This window comes from Litoreibacter janthinus (assembly GCF_900111945.1).
Taxonomy (GTDB): Bacteria; Pseudomonadota; Alphaproteobacteria; order Rhodobacterales; family Rhodobacteraceae; genus Litoreibacter; species Litoreibacter janthinus.
This window is the reverse complement of record NZ_FOYO01000001.1, coordinates 2699980-2718750: the sequence shown is the minus strand read 5'-3', so window position 1 is coordinate 2718750 and position 18771 is coordinate 2699980. Positions and strand designations below refer to the sequence as shown.

21 protein-coding genes and 1 other RNA gene are annotated in these 18771 nt (G+C 58.7%); 6 read left to right on the top strand and 16 right to left on the bottom strand.

Going from position 1 to position 18771, the window contains the following annotated elements; genetic code table 11:
• Positions 1–37 precede the first annotated feature (37 nt).
• The 6 genes from BM352_RS13550 to BM352_RS13525 form a co-directional block, all read right to left on the bottom strand.
• Positions 38–403 (bottom strand): glutaredoxin, encoded by a 366-nt coding sequence (locus BM352_RS13550; protein ID WP_090217771.1) that lies wholly within the window; start codon positions 401–403, stop codon positions 38–40.
• A gap of 12 nt (positions 404–415) precedes the next feature.
• Positions 416–778, bottom strand: coding sequence for a Grx4 family monothiol glutaredoxin (gene grxD / locus BM352_RS13545; RefSeq protein WP_090217768.1), 363 nt, complete (start codon positions 776–778; stop codon positions 416–418).
• A gap of 3 nt (positions 779–781) precedes the next feature.
• Positions 782–1006, bottom strand: coding sequence for a BolA family protein (locus BM352_RS13540; protein ID WP_090217766.1), 225 nt, complete (start codon positions 1004–1006; stop codon positions 782–784).
• Positions 1007–1078: 72 nt separating this feature from the next.
• Entirely contained in the window at positions 1079–3238 is a 2160-nt protein-coding gene (gene purL, locus BM352_RS13535; protein ID WP_090217763.1) for a phosphoribosylformylglycinamidine synthase subunit PurL, read from the bottom strand.
• Between the two features lie 75 nt (positions 3239–3313).
• Positions 3314–3757: a hypothetical protein gene (locus BM352_RS13530; RefSeq protein WP_175500690.1), complete on the bottom strand. Its 444-nt coding sequence runs from the start codon at positions 3755–3757 to the stop codon at positions 3314–3316.
• Between the two features lie 148 nt (positions 3758–3905).
• Positions 3906–4811, bottom strand: coding sequence for a LysR family transcriptional regulator (locus tag BM352_RS13525; RefSeq protein ID WP_090220264.1), 906 nt, complete (start codon positions 4809–4811; stop codon positions 3906–3908).
• A 149-nt stretch (positions 4812–4960) separates the two neighbouring features.
• Between BM352_RS13525 and BM352_RS13520 the strand changes: the two genes are divergently transcribed.
• Positions 4961–8368: an indolepyruvate ferredoxin oxidoreductase family protein gene (locus BM352_RS13520; RefSeq protein ID WP_090217758.1), complete on the top strand. Its 3408-nt coding sequence runs from the start codon at positions 4961–4963 to the stop codon at positions 8366–8368.
• A gap of 5 nt (positions 8369–8373) precedes the next feature.
• Here BM352_RS13520 and BM352_RS13515 read toward each other — a convergent pair whose 3' ends face one another.
• A complete protein-coding gene (locus BM352_RS13515; RefSeq protein ID WP_090217755.1) occupies positions 8374–8601 on the bottom strand; it encodes a sulfurtransferase TusA family protein in 228 nt (75 codons plus the stop codon).
• A gap of 82 nt (positions 8602–8683) precedes the next feature.
• On the opposite strand from BM352_RS13515, the gene BM352_RS13510 reads away from it, so the two are divergent.
• The 4 genes from BM352_RS13510 (at position 8684) to BM352_RS13495 (ending at position 12353) form a co-directional block, all read left to right on the top strand.
• Positions 8684–9964 (top strand): hypothetical protein, encoded by a 1281-nt coding sequence (locus BM352_RS13510; RefSeq protein WP_175500689.1) that lies wholly within the window; start codon positions 8684–8686, stop codon positions 9962–9964.
• Positions 9961–11313 (top strand): cytochrome P450, encoded by a 1353-nt coding sequence (locus BM352_RS13505; protein ID WP_090217752.1) that lies wholly within the window; start codon positions 9961–9963, stop codon positions 11311–11313. The genes BM352_RS13510 and BM352_RS13505 overlap by 4 nt, the downstream gene beginning before the upstream one ends.
• Positions 11306–11785 carry a DUF3592 domain-containing protein gene (locus BM352_RS13500; protein ID WP_090217750.1) on the top strand — a complete coding sequence of 160 codons (480 nt, stop codon included), beginning with the start codon at positions 11306–11308 and terminating at the stop codon, positions 11783–11785. Before BM352_RS13505 ends, BM352_RS13500 begins: the two co-directional genes overlap by 8 nt.
• Before the next feature lie 289 nt (positions 11786–12074).
• Positions 12075–12353: a hypothetical protein gene (locus BM352_RS13495; protein ID WP_090217747.1), complete on the top strand. Its 279-nt coding sequence runs from the start codon at positions 12075–12077 to the stop codon at positions 12351–12353.
• On the opposite strand, the gene BM352_RS13490 is transcribed toward BM352_RS13495, so the two are convergent.
• From BM352_RS13490 to BM352_RS13455, 8 genes are all read right to left on the bottom strand, one after another.
• Entirely contained in the window at positions 12350–12565 is a 216-nt protein-coding gene (locus tag BM352_RS13490) for a ribbon-helix-helix domain-containing protein (RefSeq protein ID WP_090217745.1), read from the bottom strand. The two genes, BM352_RS13495 and BM352_RS13490, sit on opposite strands and share 4 nt — an antisense overlap.
• Positions 12562–12735 carry a DUF4169 family protein gene (locus tag BM352_RS13485; protein WP_090217743.1) on the bottom strand — a complete coding sequence of 58 codons (174 nt, stop codon included), beginning with the start codon at positions 12733–12735 and terminating at the stop codon, positions 12562–12564. Before BM352_RS13485 ends, BM352_RS13490 begins: the two co-directional genes overlap by 4 nt.
• Positions 12732–14123, bottom strand: a complete 1392-nt coding sequence (fumC, locus tag BM352_RS13480) for a class II fumarate hydratase (RefSeq protein ID WP_090217741.1) — start codon at positions 14121–14123, stop codon at positions 12732–12734. The genes BM352_RS13485 and fumC overlap by 4 nt, the downstream gene beginning before the upstream one ends.
• A gap of 96 nt (positions 14124–14219) precedes the next feature.
• The gene (locus BM352_RS13475) at positions 14220–14735 is read right to left on the bottom strand and encodes an SspB family protein (protein ID WP_090217738.1); all 516 of its coding nucleotides are present in this window, start codon (positions 14733–14735) and stop codon (positions 14220–14222) included.
• Positions 14736–14805: 70 nt separating this feature from the next.
• Positions 14806–16011 carry a chromate efflux transporter gene (chrA, locus tag BM352_RS13470; protein ID WP_090217736.1) on the bottom strand — a complete coding sequence of 402 codons (1206 nt, stop codon included), beginning with the start codon at positions 16009–16011 and terminating at the stop codon, positions 14806–14808.
• Positions 16008–16793, bottom strand: coding sequence for a chromate resistance protein ChrB domain-containing protein (locus BM352_RS13465; protein WP_090217734.1), 786 nt, complete (start codon positions 16791–16793; stop codon positions 16008–16010). Before BM352_RS13465 ends, chrA begins: the two co-directional genes overlap by 4 nt.
• Positions 16794–16903: 110 nt before the next feature.
• Positions 16904–17266 (bottom strand): antibiotic biosynthesis monooxygenase family protein, encoded by a 363-nt coding sequence (locus tag BM352_RS13460; RefSeq protein WP_090217732.1) that lies wholly within the window; start codon positions 17264–17266, stop codon positions 16904–16906.
• Entirely contained in the window at positions 17263–17586 is a 324-nt protein-coding gene (locus BM352_RS13455) for an NIPSNAP family protein (protein WP_090217729.1), read from the bottom strand. Before BM352_RS13455 ends, BM352_RS13460 begins: the two co-directional genes overlap by 4 nt.
• Before the next feature lie 131 nt (positions 17587–17717).
• On the opposite strand from BM352_RS13455, the gene BM352_RS13450 reads away from it, so the two are divergent.
• Positions 17718–18392 carry an ArsR/SmtB family transcription factor gene (locus BM352_RS13450; RefSeq protein WP_090217727.1) on the top strand — a complete coding sequence of 225 codons (675 nt, stop codon included), beginning with the start codon at positions 17718–17720 and terminating at the stop codon, positions 18390–18392.
• Between the two features lie 5 nt (positions 18393–18397).
• On the opposite strand, the gene ssrA is transcribed toward BM352_RS13450, so the two are convergent.
• Positions 18398–18747, bottom strand: a transfer-messenger RNA (tmRNA) gene (gene ssrA / locus BM352_RS13445).
• Between the last annotated feature and the right edge of the window lie 24 nt (positions 18748–18771).

Below are 18771 nucleotides of genomic sequence, written 5' to 3'. Positions count from 1 at the left end.
AGGTCTTCAGCCGGGCTTTTTTGTGGACGGCGTCACCCTAAGGGTTCATGTCGCGGAACTGCTGGGCCACGGCCTCGTCAAAAGGAACCTTTTTCGAGGTCAGGATTTTGTCCAGCTGTTTGGACTTCAGCGCGGGCGTCAGGTTGTAGCTGTCACAGATGAACTGGCCATCGATGAAAAACTGCGCCACTTGTTGCCAGTCCGAACGTTGCTGAACAGCGGCAAGCAAGCGCGGATCGCGGCTGACATCGACGGGATGGAAATCAATTTTCAACGCGCCAAGAATGTCGCGCGCCATCATCGACTCCGCGTCCGTCGGGGCTTGAACCCCGCCATTCATGAACAAGACCACGCGATGCTCAGAGAAGATATCATTCAGGTATTCTTCAATCTCATCGCTCATGATCTTGGCCCTTTAGCTGTTATGTTCGCGGATCTTGTTGGCCGCGTCCTTGTCGAAGCTAACACCGTTTTGCTCAAGCAGGGTATCCAACTCGCCGGACAGCGTCATCTCGGTGATGATATCGCAGCCGCCGACGAATTCGCCTTTGACGTAAAGCTGCGGGATCGTCGGCCAATCCGAGAATTCCTTGATGCCGGACCGGATTGCGTCATCGGCCAGCACGTTCACGTCCTTGTAGTCGACGCCCATGTAGTTCAGAACGCCCGCCACTTTGGACGAAAAGCCACATTGCGGCATCTGAGACGTGCCTTTCATGAACAAGACAACATCGTTGCTGTCCACGGTTTCTTTGATCTGGGTGTTTGCGTCAGTCATCACTTACTCCGGTGCTTTTGTTGTCAGGGCCAGCGCGTGCAATTCGCCGCTGTCCACTTTGTCTTTTACTGAGGCCATGACCGCGCGCTGTTGTTGCACGCGGTTCTGACCTTTGAAGCTTTCATCCACCACGAGCGCCGAGAAATGCGCGCCATCATCGCCCTCAACGGCGATTTTAGCATTGGGGAACGCGACGCGGATCAAATCCTCGATATCTTTGGGTTGCATGGGCGCACGGGGCTCCTGTGAGGTTCGTTCGTTATGAAGGTAGGCAGCCGTTCGGTGGGTGACAACCCACGTTCACGCGACGGCGGCCTCAAAGCTTGTATGATAGACTTCGGACAGCTCTGCCAGCGGCGCGGACGAGGCCCCGATGGTCACGGCATCCCCTCCAAATTTGCCGATGCTGGCGAGGGTGACACCGGCCTGACCTGCGGCGGTCATCAAAGCCTCGGCCTTGTCAAAGGAGCAGGCGATCAGATAGCGGCCCTGGTCTTCGCCAAAGGCCATCTGCGTCGCGTCGTCATCCAATGTCACGCCAACGCCTGCGGCATCAGCCATCTCGAAGGCGGCCACGGCCACGCCGCCATCGGACACGTCGGTGCAGACGTCGATCCACTGGCGTTCAGCGCGAATGAAGTCGCCATTGCGCTTTTCGGCGTCCAGATCGACATGCGGCGCATCGCCGTCCTCACGGTTAAACACCTCGGCGAGCAGGGCGGACTGGCCCAAATGACCAACCGTATCGCCAAGCATCAACAAGACATGGCCCTCGCGCACGGTGCCCGCGATGATGTCGTCGAGATGCTGGATCAGACCGACCGCTCCGATTGTTGGGGTTGGAAGGATGCCGGTGCCGTCTGTCTCGTTGTACAGCGAAACATTGCCCGACACGATCGGCATGTCCAAAGCTTTAACGGCAAGGCCTATGCCTTTGATGGCACCCACAAATTGCCCCATGATCTCGGGCTTTTCAGGGTTGCCGAAATTCATGTTGTCGGTGGTCGCCAGTGGCACAGCACCCACAGCGGTCAGGTTGCGGTAGGCTTCGGCCACAGCCTGCTTGCCGCCTTCAACGGGGTTCGCTTTGACGTAGCGCGGGGTCACGTCGGAGGTAAATGCAATTGCCTTGTCTGTGCCATGCACCCGCACGATGCCAGCACCCGCGCCGGGCGCGTTGATGGTGTCGGCCATGACTTGGCTGTCATATTGCTCCCACACCCATTGTTTGCGCGCATAGTTCGGGCTGGTCAGGATCATTCGCAATGCGTCGATAGCGTCGACCTGCGGGATATCCTCCAACGGCGCGGCGGCAGGGGTTTCTACCCAAGGGCGGTCATATTCAGGGGCAGAGCCGGACAGCGTTTTCAGCGGCAGGTCGGCTTTGACCTCGTTGTTATGCATGATCAGGAAGCGGTCTTCGTCGATCGTCTCGCCGACAATGGCGAAATCGAGGTCCCATTTCTCGAACACCGCGCGGGCTTCGGCCTCAAGCTCTGGCTTCAGCACCATCAACATGCGTTCTTGAGACTCGGACAGCATCATCTCGTAGGCGCTCATGTTCTCTTCGCGCTGCGGCACGTTTTCGAGATAGAGCTTTACGCCAAGGTTCCCCTTGTCGCCCATTTCCACAGCGGAGCAGGTGAGGCCAGCAGCCCCCATATCTTGGATCGAGATCACAGCACCGGTCGCCATCAGTTCCAGCGTGGCTTCCATCAGGCGTTTCTCGGTGAACGGGTCGCCAACTTGCACGGTGGGGCGCTTGTCTTCGATCGTGTCGTCGAACTCTGCAGAGGCCATGGTCGCGCCGCCCACACCGTCACGGCCGGTTTTTGCGCCCAGATAGACCACGGGCATGCCCACGCCCGACGCGGCGGAGTAGAAGATCTTGTCGGTGTCCGCGATGCCAGCGGCAAAGGCGTTCACTAGACAGTTGCCATTATAAGCAGGGTGGAAGCGCACTTCGCCGCCCACGGTCGGCACGCCAAAGCAGTTGCCATAGCCGCCCACGCCCGCCACCACGCCGGACACAAGCTGGCGGGTTTTCGGGTGGGCTGGCTCCCCGAAGGACAGGGAGTTCATCGCTGCAATCGGTCGCGCGCCCATGGTGAACACATCCCTAAGAATGCCGCCCACACCGGTCGCGGCGCCTTGGTAAGGCTCGATGTAGGACGGGTGGTTGTGGCTCTCCATCTTGAAGACCACGCATTGGCCGTCGCCGATATCTACGATGCCTGCGTTCTCGCCCGGACCGCAAATGACCTGAGGGCCTTCGGTGGGCAACGTACGCAGCCATTTCTTGGAGGATTTGTAAGAGCAGTGCTCGTTCCACATGGCCGAAAAAATGCCGAGCTCGGTAAAGGTCGGCTCGCGGCCTATGATCTCCAGAATGCGCTGGTATTCGTCAGGCGAAAGCCCATGCGCTGCGATGAGATCATCGGTGATTTGTGGTTCCTGCATTCCGTGAATTCCCCAGATCAGTTCTGCTTGCGCACCTCATATTGCACAGGGGCCGCAGGGGGAAGGGGGGATGGGCTATTCTTCTTTCGTCAGGGACGCGATCCAAGCTTGCAGGGCAATTATGACTTTCTGTCGCCACGCCGCTGAATTTCGCCCGCCATTGGCTTTTTCCTGACTGTTGAAGACATTAAAAAGGAGTTGCGCTTCTTCTTTCGACAATTTCAAAGCTGCGACTTGGCGCGACACCTCATCCTGGCTGGGGTTTTTTCCGGCCATGCCCGACAATTCTTGGTAGCCGATAGCTGTGTCGACCTGCTGTTTCGGAGAAAAGCGATTGAACGCGCCTAGATACTCCATAACCCCGATCGCAAGTAAGACGAGCATCAGGATAAGCACGACCCAAGGTGTGATGCCGTCCAAACCGAATACAACGAGTAACATTTGAATCTCCTGATATCGGGAAAAAGAATACCACAAGGGCAAGCTAAAACCTAATTGCCCAAAAAAAAGGCCGAGCATAAAGCTCGGCCGAAGTCCAACAGGGAGGTGGGAAACACATAATGTCTCCCGATGACTGTGAAGTAGGCATCCAGACCGCTTGGATCAAGAAAAATAGGCAGTTTTTAAAGCATAACCGGTATGCGCTCAGCGCATATCAACCCCTAAATTAATCCTTTTCAGACATTTGCACGCGTTTCTTCTGTTCACTGATCTGCTCAACGACGAAGTCGCGGAAGGCCGAAATGCGTTTGGACTGCCGGAGTTCTTCGGGAAAGGCGAGGAAAACCGGCACGGCGTTCGATTCGACTTCCGGCAGCACACGCACCAGTTCCGGGTCGTCGATTGCCACGTAATCCGGCAGGACGCCCACGCCCAGATCGTTGCGCACCGCTTGAAGACAGCCAAAATAGTTGTTCACCGTTAAAAGATTGGGCAGGTCGTAGCTGATCAGTTCGCGCACCAAAGTCGCACCAGCTGAAACCTGCTCGGAATTGACGTTTTGGCAGATCAGGCGGTGGTTCTGCAGGTCTTCCATGGTTTGCGGAATATCGTGCGTGGTCAGATAGTGACGCGACGCATAAAGGCGCATCCGAACCGACATCAGCCGTTTGCGCACCAGATCAGCCTGCGACGGCTCTTTCATTCGGATCGCAACATCTGCTTCGCGCATGGGCAAATCCAGCACGCGCTCGTCCAGCATCAGGTCGATATTCAGATCGGGATAGTTGGCATAGAAACTCGACAAGCGCGGAGCCAGCCAAAGCGAGCCGAAGCCGATGGTTGTGGTCACGCGCAGTTCGCCGAACACTTCTTCTTCGCTGTCTCGAATGCGGGCCGATGCAGCATCAAGGCGCTTGGTCATGGCGCGGGTCGCGTCAAACAGCAACTCGCCTTGCTCCGTCAGGATCAGGCCGCGCGCATGGCGGTGGAACAGGGTGGTGTTAAGAGAGTCTTCCAACGCGCGCACCTGCCGCGACACGGCGGATTGTGATAGGTGTAGGGTGTCGCCCGCATGTGTCAGGCTGCCCGCATCAGCAACCGCATGAAAAATTCTCAACTTGTCCCAATCCATAAAGGACCCACTTTCTATCATAACGCGTTCGATTTCGCCCATGTAACCTGTCGGGGGCTAAACCGAAAAGAGATCATTTGGAAAAATCATTTGATAGGTCAGCTTTTGTGACCTATAATGCGAATAACCTGAGCACTGGGAGGCGCGGCATGGGCGATCAATCTATTTCACTGAATGACCGGTATGACCTTGAGAAGTCACCAGTTCTCCTGAACGGCACTCAGGCGCTTGTGCGTTTGATGCTGATGCAAAAGGCGCGGGACGCCGCGGCAGGGCTGAACACCGCCGGATTCGTTACGGGGTATCGCGGCTCGCCTTTGGGCGCGGTCGACATGCAGATGACCAAAGCCGCCAAAGTGCTTGGGCCTGCCGATATCAAGTTTCAACTTGGTCTGAACGAAGACCTGGCCGCGACCGCGATCTGGGGCTCCCAGCAGGCGGAACTGCGGGGCGAGGGGCGATATGACGGCGTCTTTGGCCTTTGGTACGGCAAAGGCCCGGGTGTGGACCGATCCGGCGACGTGATGCGCCACGCCAATATGGCGGGCACGTCCCCCAATGGGGGGGTGCTGATGGCGATGGGGGATGACCATACGGGTGAATCCTCGACCACGTTGCACCAATCCGACTGGGCAATGGTTGATGCCTATATGCCGGTTCTGTCGCCAGCAGGTGTGCAGGAAATACTTGACTACGGCATGTATGGCTGGGCCCTGTCGCGGTTCTCCGGCCTGTGGGTCGGGCTTAAGACCATGAAAGACACGATCGAGGTTACGTCCGTCGTCGATGGTCGTCCCGACCGGATGCAATTCATCACGCCAGAGTTTGATATGCCTGAAGGCGGGCTGAATATCCGGCTGGTTGATACGCCGCAGCTGCAAGAGGCGCGCGTGATTGATCACCGCAGGTTTGCAGCGGAAGCCTTTGCAAAGGCGAATAAAATCGACAAACGTGTTTGGGGAAAGCCCGGCGCGAAGATTGGCTTTGTGGCTGCCGGCAAGAACTACCTTGATCTGGTCCACGCGCTGTCGCTGCTCGGCATCGACGCAGCCGAGGCCGAGCGGCTTGGCATCACCACCTACAAAGTCGGACAGGTCTGGCCGCTGGACATGGACAGCTTCCACGATTTCGCGGAAGAACTGGATTTGATCATCGTCGTCGAGGAAAAGCGCAAGCTGATCGAGGTGCAGGTCAAAGAGGCGCTGTTTGACGATCACCACGGCCAGCGCGTCTATGGCTGGCACAAGGGTGATACTTGGGAACATGGACGCCGGATGGAGTTGTTCCCGACGCGCGCAGCGCTTGATCCCATTGATATTGCCGAAAAAATCGGAGGTATCCTGATCGAAGAGGGGCGCCGCACCGACCGGATCGAGGCTGGCTTGGCGAAGCTGGCAGAGGCACGGCGGTCCGACAATGCTCAGGACATCGCGGCGCGCCTGCCGTATTTCTGCTCCGGCTGCCCGCATAACTCCTCGACCAAGGTGCCCGAAGGCTCTCGCGCCTATGCGGGGATCGGGTGTCACTACATGGTGCAATGGATGGATCGGGAGACCGTCGGTTTCACTCAGATGGGCGGCGAGGGCGCAAACTGGATTGGCGAAGCGCCATTCAGCACCCGTGATCACGTTTTTCAGAACATTGGCGACGGGACCTATAACCACTCCGGCATTCAGGCCATCCGCGCGGCCGTCGCGGCGGGCACCAACATCACTTATAAAGTCCTCTATAATGACGCCGTGGCGATGACCGGCGGGCAAGGCAATGATGGCGGGCTGGATGCCCCGCGCATCGTGGCTGAACTGCGCGCGATGGGCATCAAGGATTTGGTGGTGGTCTATGACGAGAAGGAAGATGTCGACTTCTCGCAATTCCCGTCCGACGTGGAGCGTTTTGAGCGCGACCAGATGCCCGTTGTTCAGGAAAAACTGAGCAAGGTCAAAGGTGTATCTGCCATTGTTTACATTCAAACCTGCGCCGCCGAGAAGCGTCGCCGCCGCAAGCGTGGTCTGTTTCCCGACCCAGACAAGCGCGTATTCATCAACACGGATGTTTGCGAGGGCTGTGGCGATTGCGGCGTTCAATCCAACTGCGTTTCGATCATTCCGGCAGAGACAGAGCTTGGCCGTAAACGCGCCATTGACCAGTCCTCCTGCAACAAGGACTTCTCCTGCGTGAACGGCTTCTGCCCGTCCTTCGTGACGGTGGAAGGCGCGCAATTAAAGAAACAAGCCACCGCAGAGGTGGATCTACCCGATCTTCCCTCACCAACGCTTCCGGTGATCGCAGGCACCCATAACGTTGTGATCACAGGTGTCGGCGGCACGGGCGTCGTAACCATCGGTGCTGTTTTGGCGATGGCGGCTCATATCGACGGAAAAGGCGCGGGGATGATGGAAATGGCGGGGCTCGCGCAGAAGGGCGGCGCGGTTCATATCCATTGCCGCCTTGCGAATGCTCCCGAAGACATCAGCGCGATCCGCGTCGCCACAGGCGAGGCTGACGCTGTCATTGGCGGTGATTTGGTGGTGACGGCTGGGGCCAAAACCATGGGGCTGATGACGACCAATCGCACCGGCGCTGTCGTGAACAATCATGAGATCGTCACAGGCGATTTCACCCGTGACACAGAGTTCAAGATACCCTCGGATCGTCTACAGCTTTCACTTCAGGCGCGGCTACAAGATGAGGTGCAGTTCTTTGATGCGTCGGAACTCGCCCGTGTGCTGATGGGCGACAGCATTTACTCCAACATGATGATCTTCGGGGCGGCGTGGCAGCGTGGTTTGCTTCCGATCAGCCATGACGCGCTGATGCAGGCGATCGAGTTGAACGGTGCCGCGCCAGAGCGCAACAAACGTGCGTTCGAGCTTGGCCGCTGGGCCGCTGAGCACCCGCAAGATGCGGCAAGCTACACTGAAAACAAGGTTTTGGGCCTGCCCAAGTCGTTGGATGACAAAATAGCGTTTCGTAGCAGGCATTTGCAGGCCTATCAGTCTGGCCGTCTGGCAAAACGGTATGAGAACGCTTTAACCAAAATCGACGATCCAGCGCTGAAGGAAGCCGTAGCAAAAGGCTACCACAAGCTCTTGAGCTACAAGGATGAATACGAAGTCGCGCGCCTGCACCTGGAGACCGAGGCGAAGGCCCGTGAGGCGTTTGATGGTGACTTGAAGCTCACCTACCACCTCGCTCCTCCGATCTTGTCGAAGATGGGTGCGAACGGCCGCCCGATCAAACGGGAATACGGCCCTTGGATGGTCCGCGCGTTCCGGATTCTGGCGAAGATGAAAGGCCTGCGTGGCACTCCGTTCGATCCGTTTGGCTATAGCGCCGAGCGCAAGACGGAGCGCGCGTTGATCAAGCAATATGAGGCTGATTTACCTAAGATCCTTGCCGCCTCCAACCGTGAAGCAGCTATCGCTCTGGCGGAATTGCCGCTGCAAATTCGCGGTTTCGGACCGGTGAAGGATGCCAACGAAAAGAAAGCGGCGAAACGGCGGGAAGAATTGCTGGCGGCCTTGAACGCGGCAGAGCCGTCAATGGCGGCACAGTAAGCGCGTTAGCCCTTGCGCAAATGGTAGATTTGATGCGCGTCTGCGTCGGCCACTGACACCAGTTCATGGCCGGCTTCGGCGCAGAAATGTGGCATGTCGATCAGGGCTGCCGGATCGTCAGCCAATACGCGCAAAACCTGCCCCGAAGACAAGGCCTGCAACCGCTTGCGTGCCTTCAGCACCGGCAGGGGGCAAAGCAGCCCCAAAGCGTCAAGTTCAGCGTCAAAATCCATAGTAGTGATCTAGGGGACACGACTGTGCTTGTCCACGTGCACGGTTCTTACTTTTGCCCAAAACGCGGGCTAACGTGCGGCAATGAATGAGGTGGCAGATCACAAGCAGGCACAAAGCGTGCAAAGACGGCGGGTGTTTTACATCCCCGGCTATGATCCCATTCATCCCCGCCGCTACCGAGAGCTTTACCGGAAAGAGGGCGCGGAGCAGGCGAAGATCAGCGGTTATCAGGTTGATCTAAAACCGAAAACAGGTGAAGAAATCTACGGCTGGTATGCCGCATCAGAGATCGACGGGAAGCGCACCAACGCGCAGGTCGATGTGTTGGTGTGGTCTGACATCGTGCGCAGTTCAATGTCGAATTCCATCCCAGCAACCTACTTGCAGCTTCTGCGCACAGCGTTTGCTTATATCTCGACAGGGGCTCTGTTCCGGCTGATGCGCCTGCGCAAAGGGCCAATCATCGCGGCGCTGTATCCCATTGGCATGTTGCTATTGCAACTGCTGGTGGCATGGGTGCTGGGCCGCGTCGCGGGACGGGTTTTGGAATGGGGCGGCGAGCGGCTGCTTCGCTGGGTTTTCGGCCCGTTGATATCCGGCCATTATGTGTGGATATTCGAAGCCTTGGGCTGGGCGCTGACGTTGTCCATCGTGGTGTTGATCCTGCGATGGTTCAAATCCAAAGACGGTAAAATCTACGCGTACTATCTGATGCATGATTACGCCTATTCCGCCCGCTGGATGGGGGCCAACCCGCCCGCACTGGAAGAGCGCATGGCGGAATTTGTCGACGTCATCGCAGCGGCTTTGCAAGACGACGTGGACGAAGTTCTGGTTGTGGGCCATTCTTCCGGCGCGCATTTGGCGGTGTCGATCCTCGCTGACTTGATCCGCGAGGGCGGCGTGCCTGCAAACGGGCCGAAACTGGCATTTCTGAGTTTAGGGCAGGTGGTGCCGATGGTCTCCTTCCTGCCCAAGGCGGATCGATTGCGTGGCGACTTACACTTCTTGTCGTCCAGCGATGCGCTTACATGGATTGATGTCACTGCGCCGGGGGATGGCTGCGCCTTTGCGCTGTGCGATCCGGTATCCGTGAGCGGCGTTGAGCCTAAGGGTAAGAAATGGCCGCTGGTGTTTTCTGCCGCCTTCACACAAAGCCTCAGCCCTGAGCGGTGGGCGGAGTTGCGCTGGCGCTTCTTCCGGCTGCATTTCCAGTATCTTTGCGCCTTTGACCGGCCTAAAGACTACGATTACTTCCAGATCACGGCAGGACCGTTGACGCTCTATGATCGCTATCATGATCGCCCGCAGTCGCGGTCGCGCATCGATGTGCCTGCCTCCGGCTACACGTCCATGACATGATCCCTCCCAAACCGCCATCACGCCCCGAAAAGGTTTCGCTGCTAAAGTATGTGCGGCTGTTCCGGCAGGACATTCTGTCAGCACAGCCCGCGAAATTGTATCGCGCGTGGATGGCTGAGTTCAAAACGCCCTTCTTTCGCAGCTACATGATCAACCAGCCGTCACTGGTGAAGACGGTCTTAAACGAGCGTCCGCGGGACTTCCCGAAATCCGACCGCATTGGCGCCGGGCTAAGACCGCTGCTCGGCAATTCTGTCTTTCTGACCAATGGCGAGACGTGGGAACGGCAGCGCCGCATCATTGATCCGTCCTTTGAGGGAGGGCGTCTGCGCGACACGTTTCCTGCCATGTGGGATGCGGGGCAGGCGGCCACTGCGCGCTTGGGCGAGGGAATCCAAGAGGTCGAGGAAGTCACGAGCTTTGCCGCCGCCGATGTGATCTTCCGTACGCTCTTTTCTATTCCGATCGAAGACCGCATTGCGCAGGCCGTGTTCACCGAGTTTCGCGACTACCAGCGCACGCAACCCATTCTGAACCTTGCCGCCTTTGTCAAAGGCCCCAGATGGATGCCACGTCTGTTTCGAAAGCGCACGAAAGACACCGCGCGCTCTATCCGTGCGCTGATCACGCAGCTGACCGAAACGCGCATGGTGCAGATCAAAGACGGCACCGCGCCCGATGATCTGGCGACCAAGATCATGACGACCGCCGACCCCAAAACCGGCGAGACTTTCACAACGGAAGAAATGGTCGACCAAGTGGCGATCTTCTTCCTCGCAGGGCACGAGACCAGCGCGTCCGCCCTTGCATGGACGCTCTATCTTTTGGCGCTGTTCCCCGAATGGCAGGACAAGCTGGCGGACGAGGCCAAAGCCTTGGATGAAGGGTGTGATTTCAAAGTCATGTCCAAGCTGCGGGTCTCGCGTGATGTGTTCCGTGAGGCCCTGCGGCTTTATCCACCGGTGCCGATGATGGTGCGCGAGAGCACATGTCCCGAAACGTTCCGTGACCGCGCGATCAAGCCCGGGGCGCAGGTGGTGATCTCGCCGTGGCACCTGCATCGTCACGAACGCCTGTGGGACAACCCCGACGGGTTCGATCCCGCACGATGGGCAACAGAGAACGGAAAACAATGTATGCGCGAGGCGTTCATACCGTTCTCCAGCGGGCCACGTGTTTGCACAGGAGCGGGCTTCGCGATGGTCGAGGGGCCGTTGTTGCTATCTATGCTGGTGCGCACTTTCCGGTTCGAGACCACCGACCGCACCCCGGTTCCCGTCGCGCATTTGACCGTGCGCTCAAAAGACGGAATATGGTTAAACCTGACAAAGAGAGCGCGCGATGAATGATGACCCTTCGGATTACCGCAAAGAATACGTCCCGCCTTGGGGCGTGATTGCGATCTGCTTTGCTCTGGGGCTCGTGTTCCTAGGGATGGGCAATGCTGACCGTGTGTTCTGGCATCTGACCTCGGTGGGCGATCCTGTGCCCGGGCGTGTTGTGGAGACCCGCAGCCATCGAGTGTCGCCCAGAGATACCTACCTTACCTTTACGCCCCGTGTAGAGTTCACCGATCCCGGCGGTGTGCAGCGCGAGATGAACGTCGAGACCGGCTCCAGCCATTACAACTTCCGCAAAGGCGACAGGGTCACGGTTCTTTGGAGGGCAGAGGATCAGTCGATCGCCATTGAGCTTCCGTTCAAGCGGCATTTCGGTCTGTCGATCCTCTTGTGGACCTTCACTTTGATCGGCGCGGGGCTGGTGTTGCTGTCTTTCTGGTTCATTTTCGGTCGATGGCGCGGACGGCGACGTCAGGATTAAGGCTGCCGAATTGTCGCCAAAGTGGAAACAAATAACGTAGCCTCAACGGCATTGGTTCTCGGAGCGGGTTCGATCCAAGTGTCGGATTTGACAGCATTTGGCATGTGACGCGGCGTCATAAGTGGCGCATATCGATCCGCCGACGTCAAATAAATCTTTCTTTTACATAGACATACCGATCTCTCGTTTTTGCCAGCTGGGCATTTGGGGGAATTCGGGTTGCTGTTCCCCCTGAAAGCCACACAGGCAATGGCCGACATTTGCATCACTGATCGAAAGGGATGCTGCCATGATGACCTTTGATAAATTCGCAACGACCGCCAGACAGCTGTTTGGTGCGATGACACTGCCCCGCATTCGCATTGCCGTGCCAGCGCTAGGCCGAAGATCCACTGTGGATCACGCACCAGTCGCGGAGGACAGGCTTGGCCGAGATGAATTGATGCAGCTGTTCAAATCAGACCTCACGGCGATGAAGACCTTGAAGTCCACGCCCGCGAAAAAGAACGTGGTCCCGCTGCGACCCGTTCGTGTTGCTGCTTTGGCAGGGCTGAACCGCGCGGCCTAGGGCGTTGTCAGGTCGCGCAAAACGAAAAGGCGGATGGCTGAAGCGAGGCCGATATCTGTCCCGCGTTCGCGATCAATCTGTGCCGCGAGGTCGTTGATTGGCCGGCCGTCCTGCGCCGCAATCCGGCGGAACTCGGCCCAGAATTCGTCCTCAAGGGACACCGACGTGCGGTGCCCCTTGAGGGTCAGAGAGCGTTTCTTAGGTCTGCTCACTTGTCCAGCTTATGGCCGTCGAGCTTGGTGCGAGCGGCAAGCTGCGCTTTCATGTCAGCCTGCTTTTGCTCTTTGGTGCGCCCGAATTTGAGAGCATTGGCATCGCCCTGCGCCCGTTTGTCGGCGCGTGTGCGTTCCTTGCGAGCCTTGCTCAGGTTCTTGGCTTTCATTTTGGTCCAATCATATCTTCAGGCCGCACCACGCGGTCGAAGGTTTCCGCATCAACCAACCCAAGTGCAATCGCCTCTTCCTTGAGGGTCGTGCCGTTCTTATGGGCGGTTTTGGCGACTTTTGTTGCGTTGTCGTAGCCGATGGTGGGGGCCAGCGCGGTCACCAGCATCAGTGACTCTTTCATCAGCTTGTCGATCCGTTCCACATTGGCCTGCGTGCCAACCACCATGTTGTCGGTGAAGCTGCCAGCGGCGTCGCCAAGCAGTTGCATGGACTGGATGACATTGTAGCTCATCATCGGGTTGTAGACGTTTAGCTCAAAATGGCCCTGAGAGCCAGCGAAGCCCACGGCTGCGTCGTTGCCCATGACGTGGGCGCAGACCATGGTCAGCGCTTCTGCCTGCGTCGGGTTCACTTTGCCCGGCATGATGGAGGACCCAGGCTCGTTTTCCGGCAGGATCAACTCGCCCAAGCCCGAACGCGGGCCGGAACCCAGCAAACGCATGTCGTTGGCGATCTTGAACATCGACGCGGCGACGGTTTTCAAGGCGCCGGAGAACATGACCATTGCGTCATGCGCGGCCAACGCTTCAAACTTGTTTGGCGCGGTGACGAAGGGCAGGCCGGTGATGGCGGCGATCTCTGCCGCGACTTTCTCGGCAAAGCCTTTACGGGTGTTAAGGCCGGTGCCAACTGCCGTGCCGCCTTGGGCCAGCTCGTAGATGTCAGGCAGGCAGGCTTCGACCCGCTCGATGCCTTTTTTCATTTGGTGCGCATAGCCACCGAACTCTTGGCCCAGCGTCAATGGCGTCGCATCTTGGGTGTGCGTGCGGCCGATCTTGATGATGTCTTTGAACTCTACGGATTTCGCTTCGAGTGCGGCGTGCAGTTTGCGCAGGCCGGGCAGCAGCGTGTCACGGGCAACCATGCCGATCCCGACGTGCATCGCAGTCGGAAAGGTGTCGTTGGACGACTGGCCCATGTTGCAGTGGTCGTTCGGGTGGACGGGGGATTTGGAGCCCATCACGCCACCCAGAATTTCGATCGCGCGGTTCGAGATCACCTCGTTGGAGTTCATGTTGGATTGTGTGCCGGACCCCGTCTGCCAGACAACCAGCGGGAAGTTATCGTCGAACTTGCCGTCGATCACCTCTTGGGCGGCCTGCTGGATTGCGGGCGCCAGATCGGCATCCAGATCCCCGAACTCAAGGTTGACTGCGGCGGCGGCTTTCTTGATCACACCAAGCGCGCGGACGATGGCAACCGGCTGTCGCTCCCAGCCAATTGGAAAATTCATGATTGAGCGTTGCGTTTGCGCGCCCCAGTATTTGTCGGCAGGGACCTCTAGGGGGCCAAAGCTGTCGGTCTCGGTGCGGGTCGCGGTCATGAGGGTCGTCCTTCCAAATGCAAGTTTGGCCCCGATGTAGCGGGGTGCGGGCGACTTGACAATTAGCGGATGACGTAAGGTTGCGCTAACAGGCGCTCAAGGCTTGCGAAAAGCGTCGAGCGAGACGACTTCTGCTTCTTTTGCCGCGCTTTTTGCGTGGTCATGCTTGCTGACAGGCTCTTCGGCCTTGTCCAGATCAAGCGCCTCTGCGAGGTCGACATCCGGTAGCTCTACCACCTCGTGCTCTTCGTCCTCATCGTCTTGGCTTTCGAACCGCAGGCCGAATTCCACAGACGGGTCCACGAAGGTTCGGATGGCATCAAACGGGATCGCCAATGGTTCGGGATTGTCGCCGAAATTCAGGGTGATCTGGAAGCCGTCCGGGGCCACGATCAGATTGTCGAACCAGTGCTGCACCACGATCGTCATCTCCGACGGGTAGCGGTCGAATAGCCAATCTGCCATTTCAACATCGGGGTGACGCGTGTCGAAGGTAATGAAGAAATGATGGTCGCCCGGCAGCCCATTTGCCCCGACATCTTCCAACACCTCAGCAATCAAGCCGCGCATCGCGCGATGCATCTTATTGCCATAGTCGATTGTGTCGGACATGTCGTCTTAGCCCTCTGGTTTGACCTCGGAACCTACCATGCGCGGATTCGCAGGGAAGGGAAAGGGGGACTCAAACCAGCCCGTTCAAAACCAAGCCAAGTGCCGCGCAAACGGGCAAAACCACGAGCATATCCCATTTGCGCCAAAGCAGCAGAGCGGCGGCGACCAGCGCAATTGTGATCGGAATTGGCTGCGGTGTGCTTGTCTCAAGAAACACAGCTCCAGCGAACCATAGCCCCAGATTGGCGATGACACCGACCACGGCGGCTGTGATCGCGCTCAGCGCTCCCGACAGGCGCGGCATATGGGCGAGGCGGTCAATATAAGGGGCACCCGCGAAGATCCACAAAAAGCACGGCGCGAAGGTCACCCACAACGTCACCAATCCCGCGATCAACGCCAGCGCCACACCGCCTGCCTTGAAGCCAGCGACCATGGCCACGAATTGCGTCACGAGGATCAACGGGCCGGGGGTGGTCTCTGCCAGCCCCAAAGCATCTACCATTTGCGCCGTGGTCAGCCAGCCGAACTCTCCGACGACCGCTTGCGTCATATAGGCCAGCACCGCATAGGCCCCGCCAAAAGTTACGACCGCTAGGGTCGAGAAAAACAGCGCCATCTCCACCAAGATGGCGGGCGCGGTCAGCGCCAGCAGCACAACAGGCGCAAACCAGATCACCAGCCAAAGCGCCACGGTCTTGAGCGTGTCGCTGGCAGAGGCTTTCGGGGCAGGGGCTCCGCCTTCCGCTTCTCCCTTTAGGGCAAGGGCTCCAATGGCAGCGGCAACCAAAATGACCAGCGGGAAGGGCGCGTTAAGCGCGAACAACGCCAGAAAGCTGGCGGCTGCGATCATGTAGTGGATCAGGCCGTTCAGGGCCTTCTTCGCGACCTTGATAAGGGCTTGGATCACGATCACGACGACGCAGGCTTTCACGCCGATGAACAGCGACTGCACAAGCGGAAGCTGGCCATAGACCCCATAAGCCAAGGCCAGTGCCATGATCACCAAGGCGCCAGGCACGACAAACAACAGCCCAGCTAAAAGCCCGCCGGTCACCCCGCGCATCCGCCAGCCGGAATAGGTGGCAAGTTGCATCGCCTCCGGCCCAGGCAACAACATGCAAAAGGACAGCGCGCGCAGGAATTGCGCCTCGGTCAGCCAAGCGCGGTCTTCCACCAGTTCCTTGTGCATCAACGCAATCTGCGCGGCAGGGCCACCAAAGGACAGCACCCCTATGCGCCCGAACACGCGGGTCATTTCGGCCAGCGTTGTCATGCGCCCGCTCCGGGCCAGTCATGCCCTTCGCCTTGTCCATCCCGCGCCCAGCGGTAGAGCGCGTCATAGAGTGCCATGCCTGTCTCCAGTTGCGCGGTGTCGTCTCTATATTGCCGTGACAACCCCACCGATAGGGCCAGCAGGCCCGCAGCCTCCGGCGCGAGGTCGTGGCGATTGGTATCCGCCGCGCGGATGACGGTTGCCATGGTTTGCAGTGGTGGCGTGTCGAGCTTGAAGGTGGTGAGCATGGTGTCAAAGGTGCACCGCTCGCCCTCATGGGAAAACGCAACACCATCGACATCGAACGGTGTTGCATCGAATTTTTCGGCGACGTTGAGCACCTCGGCGGGCGGCACAAACAGAAACTGCGCCATTGGGTCTACAAACCGCCGGATCAGCCATGGGCAGGCGATGCGGTCGATCTTCGGGCGGTGACGCGTGACCCATAGGGGCGCGGGGATGGCGGCGGCGGGGATCAACGGCAATCCTGCGTCGCGCCACGCGACATTGCCCCCCTCAAGGGCTTCGGCTTGAAGGCCCTTGGCGCGCAAAAGTGCCGCCGCGCCATGGCTGAGCTTCCGGCCTTTCTGACAGACAACGACCACAGGACCATCGCCCGTAAATTGGTCGATTTGCGTATGTGGCCACCGTTGCGCTGTGGGGATCAGACGCGGATCCTCGGCAAAATCAGCGTCGATGCAGACGTCCAGAAGGGTCGGCGCCTCGGGCGTGCCGATCAGGCGCATCAATGCGGTGGGAGTAATTTCTGTAAAGCCAGCCATGGTAAAGCACCCCGTGTTTTCGTGGCAAAAGGGTGCGAACTTTCGGCTGTCGCCTCACGGGGTGTCGCGGGGTCCCCATGCGGCCAGAGTGCCTTGCAGCTCGAAAGCCGTCAAGGGCGGTAAGGGCATCCATGCGCCGCGTTGCTGTCGGCGGGAGCCTGATCGCGCCGCTCGTCCAGCCCGTAATCTCGGATGACAGACCCGATGCGCAGTCGGTAGTTCTCGAAGATGCCACTACGGCCTGCGTTTTGCGCCGCGCGGTGTTCCGCCAGTGACCGCCAGTTTGCCAAAGCCTCTTCGTCGCGAAAGAAGCTGAGGGACAGCATTTTGCTTGGATCGGTGATGGACTGGAACCGTTCGACAGATATGAACCCGTCTACCTCCTCCAGCAGCGGCCGCAGGCCCGCGGCGATGTCCAAATAGGCGTCTTTCTTGCCCTCGGCGGGGGTGACTTCGAAGATGACGGCGATCATGTGCGGCTCCCATGGGGTGTGCTGGCCAGCTTCAGGAAGGTGCGGTCCTCGCGCAAGATAAACTTTTCGGATTGGGCGAACTCATAGTTCTCACGGCCCAAGGGATCGGCGGCAAGCCTCGCGCGGTAGGCCTCGTATTCAGCCAAGGACGGGATGTTGTAGACCCCATAAGCCAGCGTGGAGGAGCCTTCGTGAGGTGCGTAATACCCGATCAGGTCCGCCCCGTTGCGCGGGATGGCTTGGCCCCAATTGCGGGCATACTGCTCGAATTGGGCGCGTTTGGTGGGGTCGATCTGGTAGCGGATGAAGCAAGTCAGCATGGGGGTGTCTCCTTTGGTGCTGACCCTTCATAGCTGTTCGGTGTGCTTGGATAGTTCGTTACAGGCCGAACTGTACTTGCAAATCTCTGTTGCTCATGGTTCGGTCTGTCCCGAACTATGGAGTGCGCATTATGAAAGACGGCCCCGACATTGCCCGTATCGCCAGCTTGATCGGAGATCCCGGTCGCGCCAACATGCTCGCCGCCTTGATGAGTGGCAAAGCCCTGACGGCGGGCGAGTTGGCATCTGAAGCGGGGGTAACCATGCAAACTGCGTCGGGCCATCTGACGCGTCTGGAAGAGGGCGGATTGATCGCACGGGAGCGCCAAGGGCGGCATCATTACTTCCGGCTTGCCGATACGGATGTGGCGGGGGTGCTGGAAGCCTTGATGGGGTTGGCGGCGGCCAAAGGACAGTTGCGCACCCGCACCGGCCCGCGCGATCCAGAGCTGCGCCGCGCGCGGGTGTGCTACAACCATCTGGCGGGCGAGGTTGGCGTAATGCTTTACGACGGCCTGCGCGCGCGCGGCGTTCTGACGGGGGAGGGCGATGGTATCACGCTCAGCGAGGCTGGGCGGGCAGAGATGACTGCACTTGGCGTCGAACTGAACCAAATGTCGCGCAGTCCCGAGTGTAAATCCTGCCTCGACTGGTCGGCGCGGCGGTCGCATCTGGCTGGGCGTCTGGGACGGGGCATTCTGGATTTCACCTTCGCGCAAGGCTGGGCCGTGCGGCCAACAGGGACACGCATCGTGCGCTTTACCGGCATCGGCGAGGGCGCGTTTCGCAAGGCGTTTCAGGTGTGAGGGTAAGCGCAGGTTTCTGTTGCCAGGTACCTGCAAACCCCGCCTTAAGCTGCTAGGCCTAAGGGCTTAAGTTTTCAATAGTTCCGACTGCTTACGCAGCCATCGCCATTGGAGCTTTGTTGTCGTTTGCAACTAGCTTGAATGTACCGATAACGGTGGTAACTCACCGAGACAAAGCTTACCCCTTTAGACGTTCGTCGATCCTATTTCGACCCCATGATCCCCAAACGAGGGAGTGTTGGTGGAGTCGCCGGGTACCGCCCCCGGGTCCGATCCGCTTATTACGAGCGCGTTTATGTCCATAGTCCCGAAGGACCTCTAATATATAGGAGGGACAGGCTGCGGTTGCAATTGCTCATCCTAAGTCTTTGAAACCACC

Excerpts from the sequence above, each read along its gene's own strand:
- BM352_RS13550 (WP_090217771.1), bottom strand. The coding sequence starts at position 403 with ATGAGCGATGAGATTGAAGAATACCTGAATGATATCTTCTCTGAGCAT.
- grxD (WP_090217768.1), bottom strand. The coding sequence starts at position 778 with ATGACTGACGCAAACACCCAGATCAAAGAAACCGTGGACAGCAACGAT.
- BM352_RS13540 (WP_090217766.1), bottom strand. The coding sequence starts at position 1,006 with ATGCAACCCAAAGATATCGAGGATTTGATCCGCGTCGCGTTCCCCAAT.
- purL (WP_090217763.1), bottom strand. The coding sequence starts at position 3,238 with ATGCAGGAACCACAAATCACCGATGATCTCATCGCAGCGCATGGGCTT.
- BM352_RS13530 (WP_175500690.1), bottom strand. The coding sequence starts at position 3,757 with ATGCTCGGCCTTTTTTTTGGGCAATTAGGTTTTAGCTTGCCCTTGTGG.
- BM352_RS13525 (WP_090220264.1), bottom strand. The coding sequence starts at position 4,811 with ATGGATTGGGACAAGTTGAGAATTTTTCATGCGGTTGCTGATGCGGGC.
- BM352_RS13520 (WP_090217758.1), top strand. The coding sequence starts at position 4,961 with ATGGGCGATCAATCTATTTCACTGAATGACCGGTATGACCTTGAGAAG.
- BM352_RS13515 (WP_090217755.1), bottom strand. The coding sequence starts at position 8,601 with ATGGATTTTGACGCTGAACTTGACGCTTTGGGGCTGCTTTGCCCCCTG.
- BM352_RS13510 (WP_175500689.1), top strand. The coding sequence starts at position 8,684 with ATGAATGAGGTGGCAGATCACAAGCAGGCACAAAGCGTGCAAAGACGG.
- BM352_RS13505 (WP_090217752.1), top strand. The coding sequence starts at position 9,961 with ATGATCCCTCCCAAACCGCCATCACGCCCCGAAAAGGTTTCGCTGCTA.
- BM352_RS13500 (WP_090217750.1), top strand. The coding sequence starts at position 11,306 with ATGAATGATGACCCTTCGGATTACCGCAAAGAATACGTCCCGCCTTGG.
- BM352_RS13495 (WP_090217747.1), top strand. The coding sequence starts at position 12,075 with ATGATGACCTTTGATAAATTCGCAACGACCGCCAGACAGCTGTTTGGT.
- BM352_RS13485 (WP_090217743.1), bottom strand. The coding sequence starts at position 12,735 with ATGAAAGCCAAGAACCTGAGCAAGGCTCGCAAGGAACGCACACGCGCC.
- fumC (WP_090217741.1), bottom strand. The coding sequence starts at position 14,123 with ATGACCGCGACCCGCACCGAGACCGACAGCTTTGGCCCCCTAGAGGTC.
- BM352_RS13475 (WP_090217738.1), bottom strand. The coding sequence starts at position 14,735 with ATGTCCGACACAATCGACTATGGCAATAAGATGCATCGCGCGATGCGC.
- chrA (WP_090217736.1), bottom strand. The coding sequence starts at position 16,011 with ATGACAACGCTGGCCGAAATGACCCGCGTGTTCGGGCGCATAGGGGTG.
- BM352_RS13465 (WP_090217734.1), bottom strand. The coding sequence starts at position 16,793 with ATGGCTGGCTTTACAGAAATTACTCCCACCGCATTGATGCGCCTGATC.
- BM352_RS13460 (WP_090217732.1), bottom strand. The coding sequence starts at position 17,266 with ATGATCGCCGTCATCTTCGAAGTCACCCCCGCCGAGGGCAAGAAAGAC.
- BM352_RS13455 (WP_090217729.1), bottom strand. The coding sequence starts at position 17,586 with ATGCTGACTTGCTTCATCCGCTACCAGATCGACCCCACCAAACGCGCC.
- BM352_RS13450 (WP_090217727.1), top strand. The coding sequence starts at position 17,718 with ATGAAAGACGGCCCCGACATTGCCCGTATCGCCAGCTTGATCGGAGAT.